Source organism: Microbacterium sp. A84, from assembly GCF_051842815.1.
GTDB lineage: Bacteria > Actinomycetota > Actinomycetes > Actinomycetales > Microbacteriaceae > Microbacterium.
Map to the genome: position 1 here is coordinate 473,440 of NZ_JBPXMS010000001.1, position 13,894 is coordinate 487,333.

The 13,894-nt window shown below is 62.2% G+C and carries 12 protein-coding genes, 1 tRNA gene and 1 pseudogene; 8 read left to right on the forward strand and 6 right to left on the reverse strand.

Going from position 1 to position 13,894, the window contains the following annotated elements; all coding sequences use genetic code 11:
* Positions 1 to 36: 36 nt before the first annotated feature.
* From ACSU04_RS02355 to dctP, 3 genes are read right to left on the reverse strand one after another with little or no spacing between them, the layout of a single operon-like run.
* Positions 37 to 1,434, reverse strand: a complete 1,398-nt coding sequence (locus tag ACSU04_RS02355) for a TRAP transporter large permease (RefSeq protein ID WP_439288304.1) — start codon at positions 1,432 to 1,434, stop codon at positions 37 to 39.
* Positions 1,431 to 1,958, reverse strand: a complete 528-nt coding sequence (locus tag ACSU04_RS02360; protein ID WP_439288305.1) for a TRAP transporter small permease — start codon at positions 1,956 to 1,958, stop codon at positions 1,431 to 1,433. The genes ACSU04_RS02355 and ACSU04_RS02360 overlap by 4 nt, the downstream gene beginning before the upstream one ends.
* Complete coding sequence (gene dctP, locus ACSU04_RS02365) at positions 1,955 to 3,082, reverse strand: TRAP transporter substrate-binding protein DctP (protein ID WP_439288306.1); 1,128 nt, start codon at positions 3,080 to 3,082, stop codon at positions 1,955 to 1,957. The genes ACSU04_RS02360 and dctP overlap by 4 nt, the downstream gene beginning before the upstream one ends.
* Positions 3,083 to 3,324: 242 nt before the next feature.
* Between dctP and ACSU04_RS02370 the strand changes: the two genes are divergently transcribed.
* Positions 3,325 to 4,104: an HpcH/HpaI aldolase family protein gene (locus tag ACSU04_RS02370; RefSeq protein WP_439288307.1), complete on the forward strand. Its 780-nt coding sequence runs from the start codon at positions 3,325 to 3,327 to the stop codon at positions 4,102 to 4,104.
* A 55-nt stretch (positions 4,105 to 4,159) separates the two neighbouring features.
* A complete protein-coding gene (locus tag ACSU04_RS02375; RefSeq protein WP_439288308.1) occupies positions 4,160 to 4,429 on the forward strand; it encodes a GntR family transcriptional regulator in 270 nt (89 codons plus the stop codon).
* 31 nt (positions 4,430 to 4,460) lie between these two features.
* On the opposite strand, the pseudogene ACSU04_RS02380 reads toward ACSU04_RS02375, so the two are convergent.
* Positions 4,461 to 4,644: pseudogene (locus ACSU04_RS02380) on the reverse strand (IS3-like element ISAar45 family transposase); the annotation flags it as partial.
* Between the two features lie 297 nt (positions 4,645 to 4,941).
* On the opposite strand from ACSU04_RS02380, the gene ACSU04_RS02385 reads away from it, so the two are divergent.
* Positions 4,942 to 7,041: a hypothetical protein gene (locus tag ACSU04_RS02385; RefSeq protein WP_439288309.1), complete on the forward strand. Its 2,100-nt coding sequence runs from the start codon at positions 4,942 to 4,944 to the stop codon at positions 7,039 to 7,041.
* A gap of 355 nt (positions 7,042 to 7,396) precedes the next feature.
* Here ACSU04_RS02385 and ACSU04_RS02390 read toward each other — a convergent pair.
* Positions 7,397 to 7,479: transfer RNA gene (locus tag ACSU04_RS02390), tRNA-Leu, on the reverse strand.
* 103 nt (positions 7,480 to 7,582) lie between these two features.
* On the opposite strand from ACSU04_RS02390, the gene ACSU04_RS02395 reads away from it, so the two are divergent.
* The 3 genes from ACSU04_RS02395 to ACSU04_RS02405 all read left to right on the forward strand — a co-directional run bounded on the left by ACSU04_RS02395 (position 7,583) and on the right by ACSU04_RS02405 (position 9,046).
* Positions 7,583 to 8,203 carry an ANTAR domain-containing response regulator gene (locus ACSU04_RS02395; protein WP_439278228.1) on the forward strand — a complete coding sequence of 207 codons (621 nt, stop codon included), beginning with the start codon at positions 7,583 to 7,585 and terminating at the stop codon, positions 8,201 to 8,203.
* Complete coding sequence (locus tag ACSU04_RS02400; protein WP_439288310.1) at positions 8,200 to 8,730, forward strand: GNAT family N-acetyltransferase; 531 nt, start codon at positions 8,200 to 8,202, stop codon at positions 8,728 to 8,730. The genes ACSU04_RS02395 and ACSU04_RS02400 overlap by 4 nt, the downstream gene beginning before the upstream one ends.
* A gap of 100 nt (positions 8,731 to 8,830) precedes the next feature.
* Positions 8,831 to 9,046, forward strand: coding sequence for a hypothetical protein (locus ACSU04_RS02405; RefSeq protein WP_439288311.1), 216 nt, complete (start codon positions 8,831 to 8,833; stop codon positions 9,044 to 9,046).
* A gap of 32 nt (positions 9,047 to 9,078) precedes the next feature.
* Here the strand turns inward: ACSU04_RS02405 and ACSU04_RS02410 are convergent, their stop codons facing one another.
* Positions 9,079 to 9,474: a hotdog fold thioesterase gene (locus ACSU04_RS02410; protein WP_439278674.1), complete on the reverse strand. Its 396-nt coding sequence runs from the start codon at positions 9,472 to 9,474 to the stop codon at positions 9,079 to 9,081.
* A 72-nt stretch (positions 9,475 to 9,546) separates the two neighbouring features.
* On the opposite strand from ACSU04_RS02410, the gene polA reads away from it, so the two are divergent.
* Positions 9,547 to 12,180 carry a DNA polymerase I gene (gene polA / locus ACSU04_RS02415; RefSeq protein ID WP_439288312.1) on the forward strand — a complete coding sequence of 878 codons (2,634 nt, stop codon included), beginning with the start codon at positions 9,547 to 9,549 and terminating at the stop codon, positions 12,178 to 12,180.
* A 37-nt stretch (positions 12,181 to 12,217) separates the two neighbouring features.
* A complete protein-coding gene (locus tag ACSU04_RS02420; RefSeq protein WP_439288313.1) occupies positions 12,218 to 13,894 on the forward strand; it encodes a DUF885 domain-containing protein in 1,677 nt (558 codons plus the stop codon).

The following is a 13,894-nucleotide window of genomic DNA, read 5'->3' on the forward strand; positions in this document are numbered from 1 at the left end:
CGGACACGGTGTGCGCTCCTATTTTGGTGGTCATGATCACGGGATCAGGTTGGGAAGGAACAGGACGATCTCGGGGAACGCGACGAGCAACCCGATGATAATGAGCTCGGAGACGTAGAAGGGCAGGACACCTCGGAAGACCGCCTCGAGCTTCACCTTGGCAACCGCGGAGATGACGAAGCAGTTGACGCCGACCGGGGGAGTGATGAGGCTCAGCTCGATCATCTTCACCATGAGGATCGCGAACCATACGCCGTCGAACCCGAGGTCGATGATCGTCGGATAGACGAGTGGAACCACCACGACCAGGATGGCCAGCGAATCCAGGAACATTCCCAGCGGCACGAGCGCCACCAGGATGAGCAGCACGATGATGATCGGTGCGACGTCGAGTGAAGTCAGCGCAACGGAGATCTGCGACGGGATTCGCGCGGCGACAAGGAAGTAGGTGAAGATCGCCGCGCCGATCATGATGGCGAACGACATGCTCGTCACAGCTGCCGACTCGGAAAGCGCCGCGCGGATAGACCCCATGACGCTGCGGAGACCCTCGCGGCCGCGCTCGATGACCAGGATTGCAACCGCCACGAGGGCAGCGACCGCGGCAGACTCCGTCGCAGTCATGATTCCGGCGAACAGGCCGACTACGACAACGAGGAAGATCAGCGCGACCCACAACGCGCTCCGGATCATGGCCGCGCTCAATCGCACGGGGGCTGTCGAGGAGCCGGCATCGGGCTCAGCCCGACCGCCGTCGATGACGGTCGTTCCGTCCCCGCTGGTCGCCGCGCCGGCCATCACCTTCACCCGCTCCTTCGTCACGAACTTCGCACTGCGAGCCAGGATCACGATCGTGATGGCGTACACGGCGGCCGACAGGATGCCGGGAATAATGCCGGCGGCGTACAGACGACCGACGGATTCGCCGGTGAGGACCGCATAGATCACAAGGATGATGCTGGGTGGGATGAGAATGCCGAGGGTGGCGGCGATCGCGACGATCCCGGCAGCGAACCGCTCCTTATAGCCGTGGCGTGTCATCTCTGTCACGGCGACCTTGCCGATCGTCGCCGCAGTGGCGACGCTCGAGCCCGACACCGCCGCAAAGCCAGCGCACGCGGCGACGGTCGCGACACCAAGGCCCCCGGGGAATCGCCTGGTAAGAATGTGCGCGAAGGCATACAGTCGTTCGGCGAGACCTGCGTGCATGACGAAGGCGCCAAGCAGCATGTACATCGGTAAGACGATCAGCGTGTACTGCGATGCGGTGGCAAAGGGGAGCGAGGCGAGCACATTGCTCGCGACACCGAATGAGTTGAGCGCGACTATGCCGAGCGCACCGGTGAACCCGAGAGCGAAGGCTACGGGCATCTCTGCGAAGAGCAGAATAAGGAAGACAACGATCGCTCCGATGACGATGACCTCGTTACTCACAGCAAAATCACCTCTTCCTCGCTCGTGGATTTCGATCCGACCATGAGGAGCAGGCCTTTCAGGGTGAGGACGACCGCGAGGAGGATCGTGCCGATCGCCGCGATCGCCCGGGAGGGCCAAAGGGGAATGTGGAGGAGTCCAATCCGAAACTCGCCCGACTCGAACGAGTTGAGCGCTTTGCCCGCCATCGCCGTGGCCATCCAGATGATGAAGATTGCGGCGATGAGCAGGGCTGTGGCACGTACGATGCGTCGGGCCCGGTCAGGCATCTTGTCGGTGAGCAGCGTGACACGCACGTGTGTCTCGATGCGCTCCGCCTGCGCCATACCGAGGAAAACCACGACCACGAGCACGAGTTCCGCGATCTCGACCAAACCTCGGATGGACGTTCCGGTGGCCGAACGTGACACGACCTCGGCGCTGATTAGGAGGGCGAGGATGCCCCCGCCGATCGCGGAGAGTTCAGCGACTCCCCGCGACCAGCGGCCCGTTAGGCTATCGAACCTGCGTAATGCGGTGATCATCGGTCGAGGCAGTATTCGACGGGGTTGATGTACTCGATTCCCTCCGCCTCGCCGATGGCTTCGACGTAGCTCGCGTAGAACGCTTCTGGGTCTTCGACTCCGGAGCCGGCGGCGTCGGTCGCCCATCCCTCGCGCAGCGGATCGCTCACGAGGTCTCGCAGCTTTTTCTTGTTCGCGTCCGACCAGACCGATAGCGTGATGCCTTCCTCGTCTACGGCATCACACGTGCGATCGTTGCTCTCTTGCGAATACTCACCGAGCATCTTTGCGAAGACGCGCTCGCTCGCGGAGTTCATGATTTCCTGGACGTCGGCGGGGAGGCTCTCCCAGACATCGGCGTTGATGACGGCCAGGTTGATCAGGAAGGGACCGACGCCGGGGTCTGCGATGTAGGGGGTGACTTCGCCGAGGCTGTAGTCGATGACGCCGCCGCTGAGGCTCGTCGCCGACCAGCCGTCGATGACGCCACGCTCGACGGACTCGTAGATCTCGTTGATCGGGATGGCGACCGCATTCGAGCCAGCGATGTCGAGGGCGTTGAGCACCCGAGCAGTGCCGCGAACCGAGAGGCCCTCGAGTTCGCCCGCCGCGGAGACGGGTTCTTTCGTGCCGAGAACGGCGCCATCGACGGGCGCGAAATATAGCGGGGCCACCCCCTGAGCAGCGAACTCGGCCTGCAAATCTTCATTGGTCTGGTGAAGCGAGGTGATCGCCGTCGCCTGGGCCGCTGGATTCTCGGTCACGAACGGAACTGTGGTCACGTTAAGCAACGGAAACTCCGCGGGGTAGAAGCCGGAGGATGTGTAGGCGATGTCGGCGCGGCCGTCCTGTGCGCAGGCGAGGCTCTCGAGGGTCGGGCAGAGAGAGCCGAGGTAGAACTCCTCAACGGTGACCCGGCCTTCGGTCTCTTCTTCGACAATGGCGATCCACTCCTGCTCGGCTTGGCTGAGGAAGCTCTCCGGTGGGTTGTACGACGTCCATGTGAGGTCGAAGACCTCTTCGGAGCCTGCATCGCCGCTCGTTCCGGAACATGCGGTCATCCCGACGGTGAGGGCGATCGCAGCGCCTCCGGCCAAAGCTCGGGCTGCGACCTTTCGGCGTGGTGTGCGGCTGATTGTCTTCATCCTGACTCTCCTTCGAGTGAGTTGCCGCGGCTACGAGCCGCGTGCTCGGGTAGTGGCGAACCACGATCGCCAGTCTTAGCCATGATCGGGATCCTGTCAAGAATCCGATTTCATTTTATTAAAGTCCAATTCTTGCAATCGGATGACGGACGTCCTATGTTCGTGCTGTACGCCGCCGGGGTCGCACCAACGCCATCCCGCGCAATCACGCTCGTACCGACGAGCAGATGGAGTTGACCGCAATGAACAGCCGATCCGTTCTCGATCACACGCACGACCGTCCCGCCCTCGGTGGATGGCTCGCTACACCGTCACCACAGTCGCTCCAGGCCTTCCGCGACGCTGGCTTCGATTACGTCGGAATCGACATGCAGCACGGCAGCGCGACCCTCGAAGACACACGACAGCTGCTCGCGGGGCTTCGTGATTCCGACTTTCCGGCGATCGTGCGGGTTCCGCAGAATGACTATGCACAGATCGGCAAAGCATTCGATCTCGGCGCCTCGGGCGTAATCGTGCCCATGGTCGACACGCCCGAGCAAGCTGAAGCTGCGGTGGCCGCGAGCAGATTCGCACCGCGCGGGTCGCGCAGCTTCGGACCAATTCGTGGTGACCTTGGCGATCTGAGTGTGCCCGAGCTAGACGAGCGTGGGCGCTGCTACGTGCAGATCGAGACTGCCCTCGCCCTCGAGAACGCTCGCGCGATCGCTGCTACTCCGGGGCTGACCGGAATATATGTGGGCCCCGGCGACCTCTCGATCACGCTCGGTCTCGATCCGATGCCCGGGTTCACGTCTACGCAGCTGCGGGACCAGTTCGCGATGCTCAAGACGGTGTGCGATGACGCCGGCATAGTCTTCGGCGCGCACGCCATCGACGTTGAGTCCACGCAGCGCTGGCTCGACTGGGGGGTCAGGCTGATCTCCGTCATCAACGATGCCGCCCTGGTGTCGGGGGCCGCCCGCGATATCGCGGCGGCGCTCGGAATCTCCGGTGCGCAGCACGCGACGGTGGCGTACTGACTGTATGTGCGCGGAAGTTGCCGGGCGTGATGAGCTTCCGGCGGCAATTGAGCACATGAACTCGCAGATCATCCCCAACTGGCCGGTGCCGATGTACGTGCAGCTCGCCCGGTGTCTGGAAGCCGAAGCGGCTTGCCTCACACCGGGCGGGCGCCTCCCCTCCGAACACGACCTCATGAACGCGTATCGAGTGAGTCGCACGACGGTCCGACGGGCGCTGGCTGTGCTCGAGCGCCACGGGCGCGTCCTGCGCGTGCACGGCAGCGGAACCTTCGTGTCTGATGCGGGCGGGTCGCCCGCATCCTCGCCGTCAGCCGGGGAGTGACGCGGTCTCGAGCAGCGTAGATGAATGACCGCTCACGCGTTGCCCAAGAGCGGCGGCCGAGGACGTTCTTCTGCAACCGGATGAAGAAGCATCTCCATCGCTGCGTCGTCTCCGTACGACGCCACTCGGCCCATGCATCCGACCAGACAGTGTCGGGCCAGGGCACGCAGGAACTTCCGAGTGCGGAACCGCGACCCGCGGTCGGAATGGACCATGCAGCCGGCGACATCACCACGCTGAGAAAGTCCGAACTGGGGACCTAAGTCCACTGTGTGCGCGGACGCACAAACCCTAATGTGTTGATGCCGCTAATATTTGGCGGCATTTTTCGTGCTCGTTGCCTCTCTCAGTTTTGTCGTCTCGTCGACTGCCGCTGCCTGTTCTGGAGAAGAATCTTGACCCTCAAAAAGAGATCAGCAACACTGGTGGGCATACTTGCCCTTGCGTTGACCGTTCCTATTGTCGCGGCGACACCCGCCACGGCAGCACCGGCGGCGGGGGAGGTGCTTCGCATGACGACTAACCAATATGGCGGTCCGACGGAATCTCGGATGGACATCAACCCGTCCACCGGGCAAGCGATCAATCCCGTCACTCTTCCCGCACTCAGTTTACGAGACGTCACGGGAAGCGACTTTGATTCAACGTTGCGGCTTGAGCACCTCATCACCACCAATGAGGACAACCAAGAGTCGTCTGAGATCGTGGTGTTGGATGCGCTGAGCGAAGCGATTCAATCGACCACACCGCTGGAATGGCCAGCGGGCTGGACTTCTGAACCCATCTACTCTGACCTAGACATAGACGCTTCTGGCGTCGCCCGGGTGCTCATCCGTGACCGTGATTCGGCCGTCGAATCCATTGCGACGGTCAACCTGACAACCGGTGAGGTCACCCCGATCGGCGTGATCTCGGCTCCTGTCGACAGCGGCTTTGATGGCAGTCTCGCCGCATTGGCATCCAGCCGCACTGGTGCACTGTATGTGACAGATTCATACAGCATCTACACGATCACGGCCTCTGCGGGGGGAATGCGCGCGGACAAGGTCGGCGACCTCTTCACGACTCGCGACAATGTCGTATTGACTGCAGACTTCGACAGCAATGGTGAGCTGTGGATAAACACGTATGAGGACGGATCCAGCACGCATCTCTGGAGCTACAACGTCTCCACCCCGGCAATATCTGCATCCCAAGTTGGCCGGATTACAACGAATGCCAAAACCATCCACTTTGTGACACCCCCCGCTCTGTCGGCGACGCTGTCAGCCTCAACAGTCGCTACCTGCGGTGAGTTCACGGTGACCGGTACGAACTTCATCGCGAACGCTACCGTGACCCTCTCTTTGAGCGGGACGACCTCGTTGGATCCGGCAACGGCACGGGCAACGGCAAACGAGCTCGGCGTAGTCACGTTCACGACATCAATCCCCACCGGAACGACTGAGGGCGTCCACAGGCTCATCCTCAGGGAGCAGGTCACGGGAAACTCTGTCGATGTCTCGGTCACTGTCGCCGGTTCATCCTGTGCTGTTATTCCAGATCCGCCGTCGGTGACGGTGTCAGCGACAACGACCGCCACCTGTGATGCGTTCACGGTGACCGGTGTGAACTTCACCCCGGGCGCACAGGTGAACGTCTCGTTGAGCCCGGCCATGCCTTTGGGGTCGTCCACAGCGTCCGCGGCCGGTGTGTTGACGTTCACTGCAACGATCCCCGCTGGAACGGCAGAGGGCACCTATACGTTGACCCTCATGGAACTTGGATCAACGGGCAACACTGCCAATGTTGAAGTCACTGTTGCTGGTTCGTCTTGTGTGATTGTTCCGGAAATGCCGACCGCCGTAGTGTCAGTGACCACCGTCGCCACCTGTGGTCAGGTGACAATCATTGGTACGAAGTTCACACCGTCGGGTGCGATCGCCGTCACGCTTGGCGACCTACTCCTCGATCGAGTTACAGCAAGCGCAACCGGCATGGTGTTGTACACGGCGACTATTCCCGCGTCCACCGCCGCTGGTACGATCTCACTCGCCCTGGTGGACGGCGACACGGGAAACAGCGCTGAAGTGCAGATCACCGTAGCGGGCACCTCCTGTGCGGTTGTTCCTGAGGTTCCCGAAATTCCTGAGGTCCCTGAGGTTCCCGAGGTCCCGGAAGTTCCTGAGGTCCCGGAAGTTCCTGAGGTCCCGGAAGTTCCTGAGGTCCCCGAGGTTCCTGAGGTCCCGGAAGTTCCTGAGGTCCCGAAAGTTCCTGAGGTCCCCGAGGTTCCAGAGGTCCCCGAAGTTCCCGAAGTCCCTGAGGTTCCGGTGGCACCTGAGGTACCTGTAGTTCCCGAGACCCCGATTGTTCCCGAGACCCCGGTTGCTCCGGAAGCCCCCGTTGCTCCGGAAGCCCCCGTTGCTCCGGAGGCGCCAACTGCTCCGGAGGCGCCAGCTGCCGATGTTCCTGTCACGAAGGTCGTCACACCGAGTGAAACGGATATTCCGGCCGATGACAAGCTCGCCACGACCGGTGCTTCCAGCGTCGCCGGCCTTCTCGCTGGCGGCGGCGCGGTGCTCTTGCTCGGGCTTGGACTCTTGGTCGCTGCAAGACGAACTCGTCGCGTCTAGGGTGTTCCCATATGGCTGGTGATTGGCGCGCGATTCTGGATGGGTGACTTCTGTTCTCGACTCGCACTCGTCGGTTGACGGACGCGCAGTGGGCGTTGATTGCCCCGTTGCCGCCGGTACGCGGGAGATGGCACTGGGTGCCATCTCCCGCGCGTGCGCATCAGCACGCGAACGGAACGCCATGCACCAGGCCCGACACTCCACAGGAGCCCTATGCGCGCCGTGGACAGGGCGTGGTCAATTGAACCGTGTTCGGACCCCACACCCGGGTACACGAAGACACAGAAGCGATCTATCAAGCCGTATCCAACTGCTCTGAACGGTTACGATTCAGTGCAGTTGGATACGTTTGGAGTGCCGGCGGTGGGACTCGAACCCACACGTCCTTTCGAACAAAGCATTTTGAGTGCTCCGCGTCTACCATTCCGCCACGCCGGCGAGCGTGTTGCGTCTACGACTTTAGCGCAGACTGAAGGTAGGTCTTGCGCGTTCGGCGGGTTCCTGGGGCAGGCGCACACCCACTGCCCACTAGAATAGAACCGTGACCGAGCAAGAATTGTCTGAGCAGCCCACCGTATCCGCCCCGCGACGCGTCGTCGTTGCCGAGGACGAATCGCTGATCCGACTCGACATCGTCGAAATCCTCCGCGACAACGGCTTCGATGTCGTCGGTGAAGCTGGTGACGGTGAAACTGCAGTGGCCCTGGCCACTGAACTGCGCCCCGACCTGGTCATCATGGACGTCAAGATGCCGCTACTCGATGGCATTAGCGCCGCAGAGCGTCTGCACAAGGCCAACATCGCCCCGGTCGTGCTTCTTACGGCATTCAGCCAGAAGGAACTCGTCGAACGCGCGAGCGAGGCTGGCGCGTTGGCGTACGTCGTGAAGCCGTTCACGCCGAACGACCTTCTTCCCGCGATCGAGATTGCTCTGGCACGCCACGAGCAGATCATCACGCTTGAGGCTGAGGTCGCCGATATGGTCGAGCGCTTCGAGACCCGCAAGCTCGTCGATCGGGCCAAGGGCCTGCTCAACGAGAAGATGGGCCTCAGCGAGCCGGAGGCGTTCCGCTGGATCCAGAAGGCATCAATGGATCGTCGTCTGACGATGCAGGATGTCGCCAAGGCGATCATCGAGCAGCTCGCGCCCAAGAAGGCGTGATCGGCCTCGGAGACGGCATACATCTCCGAGCCCTGGAATCAGGCGACGGCGCCGCGCTAGCGGCAGCGTATGACGCGAACCGCGCGCACCTCGCACGCTGGGATCCACTCCGCGAGCCGGTGTTCTACACGGCTGAGTGGCAAGAGGGTCTTGTCGCACATGCCGTTCGCGATCGTACGGACGGCCGTGCAGCGCGTTTCGTGTTGTGCCACGATGACGGTCGCGTGATGGGCGTCGCAAACATCTTCAATGTCGTGCATGGCGCGTTCGAGAGCGCCGATCTCGGCTACTGGATCGATGCCTCACTCGCCGGTCGGGGACTCATGAGCAAGACGGTCGCGGCACTGATTTCTTATGCCCAGACCGAGCTCGGTCTTCACCGCTTGCAAGCCAGCACATTGCTCGACAATGCGGCGTCGCAGCGCGTGCTCGAACGCAACGGGTTCGAGCCGATCGGGATGGCGCCCAAATACCTGCGGATTGCGGGGGAGTGGCAGGACCATCTGCTGTTCCAGCGGATTCTCTGATTAGCCACTTCTTCTGCACCGATCGCGCCGCGACGGTGGTTGTCCACAGTTCCTGTTTCCGCGGTGACGCCGGCGTAGCTGGCGGCGTAATCTCGAATACATGGTGATGAGCAACGCGGAACTTCAGCGTCGTGTCGAGCAGAACACGAACGACACGGTGGAGATCTACGACATTCTCAAGGCGCATACGTTGCGGTTCGACGGCATCGACACACGCCTCGACGGCATCGACAAACGCTTCGACGGCGTAGACGAGCGTCTCGATGGCATCGTGGTCAAGCTAGACACCGTCATTGACATCCTGACGGAGCGTTGATGGCCGATAGCGAGGACTACACGAAGCACTGATCAGGCGGGCAGATCCTTGATCATGTTCGTGATGCGGATCGTCGAGCAGCGACGCCCCTGATCATCTGAGACGACGATCTCGTGCACTGCAACGCTGCGACCTAAATGAATCGGCGTGCAGACACCGGTGACGAGTCCTGACGTCGCGGAACGCGTGTGCGTGGCATTGATGTCGACGCCCACCGCGAGTCGACCAGGACCGGCATGCAGGTTAGCCGCCATCGATCCCAACGACTCACCGAGCACCACATAGGCGCCGCCGTGTAGAAGCCCCACTGGTTGCGTGTTGCCCTCGACTGGCATCGTTGCGACCGACCGATCAATGGTGAACTCGGTGAAGACCATCCCCATCTTCTCGGCCAATGCGCCGATACCGCGCTGCATTGCCCACTGCATCCCAGGGGTCTCGACCGTCTCGTTCACGCATCCTCCTCAGCGGGTGTCCGTCGTCCTCGTTAGGCTGGCAGTGTGACGGACTCCGCAAAGCCTACCCTCATGGTCGTTGACGGCCACTCGCTCGCCTACCGTGCCTTCTTCGCACTGCCGGTCGAGAACTTCACCACGAAGGACAACCAACACACCAACGCCATCTATGGCTTCCTGTCGATGCTCGTGAACCTGATCAAGGCCGAGCAGCCCACCCACATGGCGATCGCATTCGACACGTCACGGCACTCGTTCCGCACCGATGAGTATCCCGAGTACAAGGCGACTCGCTCCGAGTCACCCCAGGAGTTCCGTGGGCAGGTTCCGATCCTGCAGGACGTCCTTGCAGCGATGTCGATCCCGGTGCTGACTAAAGAGGGCATCGAAGCCGATGACATCCTCGCCACGCTCTCCGTGCAGGGCGCTGAGCAGGGCTACGACGTTCTCGTCGTCTCTGGCGACCGTGACACGATCCAGCTCGTCAATGACAAGGTCACCCTCCTCTACCCGTCGGTACAGGGCGTCTCGCAGCTTAAGCGCTACGACCCGCTAACCGTGCAGGAACGTTACGGCGTGCGCCCCGAGCAGTACCCCGACATCGCAGCCCTCGTTGGCGAGACCAGCGATAACCTTCCCGGAGTGCCGAAGGTGGGGGAAAAGACTGCCGTCAAGTGGCTCAACCAGTTCGGCAGTCTCGATGAGTTGCTGGAGCGCGCCGAAGAGATCAAGGGCGTGGTCGGCGGCAACCTGCGCGAGCACATGGACGATGTGCGCCGAAACCGCAGACTGAACCGCCTGCTCACCGACGTCGAACTCCCACTCGCACCGGCTGACCTCGCGGTCGCCCCCATCGATGCGCAGGCCGTCCGCGACATTTTTGCGCGCCTGGAGTTTCGCACCCTGCTGCCGCGTGTGTTCGACGCGGTCGGCACCGGTGATGAGGCCGTACACGACGAGCCCTCAGTTGAGATGCCTGCGCCGATCGAAACAGACGCGACAGGCTTGGCGCAATGGCTTGAGACGCAAAACGAGGAGCTGGGCATCACACTCGTCACGAGCGCGGGTGTGATTTCTCGAATCGGTGTAGCGAGTCTGACGGAACTCCGTGAGAGCGACTGGAACGACGGCACAGCCGACGCGTTGCGTTCATGGTTCGAATCCGATAAATCAAAGGTCCTCAACGAGGCGAAGCCCCAGGTGAAGGCGCTGCTTCGCACTGGCATCCGACTCGGTGGCCTGACCTACGACACGCTTCTTGCCGGGTGGCTGTTGCGCCCGAGTTTCCCCGACAAGACCCTCGCTCATCTCGTCGATCGCTACCTCGGTGAGAAGCTCCCCGAGGCTGATCCTTCTCAGCTAGTACCCGAGACCGACGGCGCAACACCATCGCAGGAGGCGTGGTTCACGCTGCGCACGGCGGCGGCATTGCGCGACGATCTACCGGATCCCGTGGCGACTGTGCTTACTGACATCGAGTTGCCGACGCTCCTCGCCCTCGCCGACATGGAAGAGTCGGGCGTCGCCGTTTCGCACGAAGTGCTCTCGTCCTTCTCTGGTGAGCTCGCCAGCCGCACCGAGAGTGTCGCGACCGAGGCGTTCACGCTCGTCGGCCGCGAGTTCAACCTTGGCTCGCCGAAACAACTGCAAGAGGTGCTGTTCGAAGATTTGCAGCTGCCCAAGACGCGCAAGACCAAGACCGGCTACTCAACGGATGCCGCAGTGCTCGCTGATCTGCAGGAAACGAACCCGCATCCCTTCCTCGACCTGCTGCTGCAACACCGCGAAGCGACAAAGCTGCGACAGATCATCGAGTCGCTCGATAGTGCGATCCGCGATGATGACCGCGTCCACACGACCTACGTGCAGACGGGCAGCCAGACCGGGCGTCTTTCCAGCACCGACCCGAACCTGCAGAATATTCCGGTTCGCACTGAAGAATCGCGTCGTATCCGTAGCGCTTTCCAAATGGGCGAAGGCTACGAGACGCTACTCACCGCGGACTACTCGCAGATCGAGATGCGGATCATGGCGCACCTCTCCGGCGACGAAGGCTTGATCGAGGCCTTCAACTCCGGAGAAGACCTCCACCGGTTCGTCGGCGCCAAGGTGTTCGGCGTTGAGCCAGCCGAGGTCACCTCCGCGATGCGTACCAAGGTCAAGGCGATGTCGTACGGTCTCGTCTACGGCCTCAGCGCATTCGGCTTGTCGAAGCAACTGCGTATCGAACAGTCCGAAGCCAAGCGGCTGATGCTGGAGTACTTCGCGCGGTTCGGTGCCGTGCGCGACTATCTGCGCGCTTCTGTCGTGAAGGCGAAGGAGGACGGCTACACCGAAACGATCTTCGGACGCCGACGCCCGTTCCCCGACCTCAGCAGCCCGAACCGTGTTCTGCGTGAAAATGCCGAGCGCGCGGCGCTGAACGCGCCGATTCAAGGCAGCGCCGCCGACATTATGAAGATCGCGCTGTTCCGCATCCACCGCGATCTGCGCGATGCCGAGCTACGCTCCCGTGTGCTGCTTCAGATCCACGACGAGCTCGTCGTCGAAGTCGCACCAGGGGAGTGGGATCAGACCGAACAGATCGTTCGCACTCGCATGGCGGATGCCGCCGAGCTGTCGGTGCCGCTTGACGTGCAGGTCGGCCGCGGACGCGACTGGAACGAGGCAGCGCACTAAGGGCACGCGGGGCGCGAGCGACGCTACGCTGAAGGGCATGACGACTACCCCTCGCACGCCCACCGCGATCGACAAGATCGCAGAAGAGTGGGTCGACACGCTCTCGGTTCTCGCTCCGACGCTTGGTACATACATCGGCCGCAACGAGGTCAATGATCGCTACGGCGATCTCAGCCCGGACGGACAGCAGCACTATGCCGACGAGGTGCAGAAGACTCTCACGTCTCTGCAGGCAGCGGCCCCGGTCGACGCTACAGACGAAGTCACCAAGGCAGATCTGGGCAGTGAGCTGAAGCTGGATCTTGAGTTCCATGAGGCGCGGTGGCATCTGCGTGACATCAACGTCATTGAATCTGCCGTGCAAGACAGCCGGCAGGTGTACGACCTCATGCCGACCTCGACGGTTGACGACTGGTCAGTGATCGCGAAGCGACTCTCCGCCGTCCCCGATGCGCTGCGTGGCTACACCGCGACGTTGAGGGAGGGCATCAACCGGGGCGTTGTGCCTGCGCGGCGCCAGGTCGCTGAGGTCGCCGACCAGATCGTCCGGTACACCGCAGACGACGGGTTTTTTGCCTCTTTCGTCGCGGGAGCGGCGCTCGAGGAGGGTGAGCTTCCGGCATCCCTCGCACGTGATCTGGCCGACAACTCGAACGCTGCCAGGGTCGCCTATGACGAGTTGCGCAACTTCCTCACCGGAACGCTCGCACCGGCAGCATCCGATGTCGACGCTGTCGGCCGTGAACTTTACGCCCTGAACTCCCGACGATTCCTCGGCGCTGAGATCGACCTCGATGAGACGTACGAGTGGGGTCGCGAAGAGCTCGCGCGCATGGTCGCTGAGCAAACCTCGATCGCGAATGAGATCCTTCCCGGCTCCACCGTCGAAGAGGCGGTCGCACACCTCGAGGCTGACCCTTCACGCAAGTTGCACGGCACCGCAGAACTTCAACGCTGGATGCAGGAGACCAGTGACCGTGCGGTCGCTGAACTCGGCGCCACGCACTTCGACATTCCCGAGCAGATTCGCACGCTGGAATGCATGATCGCACCCACGCAGGAGGGTGGGATCTACTACACCGGCCCGACCGATGACTTCTCGCGTCCTGGACGCATGTGGTGGTCGGTGCCAGAGGGCGTCACGGAGTTCGACACCTGGCGCGAGCTCACCACCGTCTACCACGAGGGCATTCCCGGTCATCACCTGCAGATTGGTCAGGCGGTGTACAACCGTGCCGAGCTGAACTCCTGGCGCCGTCTGCTCGCCGGTACTTCCGGTCACGCCGAGGGCTGGGCCCTCTATGCCGAGCGTCTCATGCAGCAGCTTGGCTACCTCGATGATCCGGCCGACCGCCTCGGCATGCTTGATGGCCAGCGCATGCGAGCCGCTCGAGTCGTACTCGACATCGGGGTGCACCTCGGAAAGCCCCGTCTCGACGGCACCGGCGTCTGGGATGCCGACTATGCGCTTGAATTCATGCGTCAGAACGTCAACATGTCGGATGAGTTCGTACAGTTCGAGGTCAATCGCTATCTCGGCTGGCCTGGGCAGGCGCCCTCCTACAAAGTAGGACAGCGCATCTGGGAGCAAGTGCGTGACTCGTATCAGGCGCAGCAGGGCGACACCTTCGACATCAAGCAGTTCCACAAGCGCGCACTCGACCTCGGCGGGGTCGGACTCGACACCCTGCGCACAGCCCTCCTGACGAAGTAG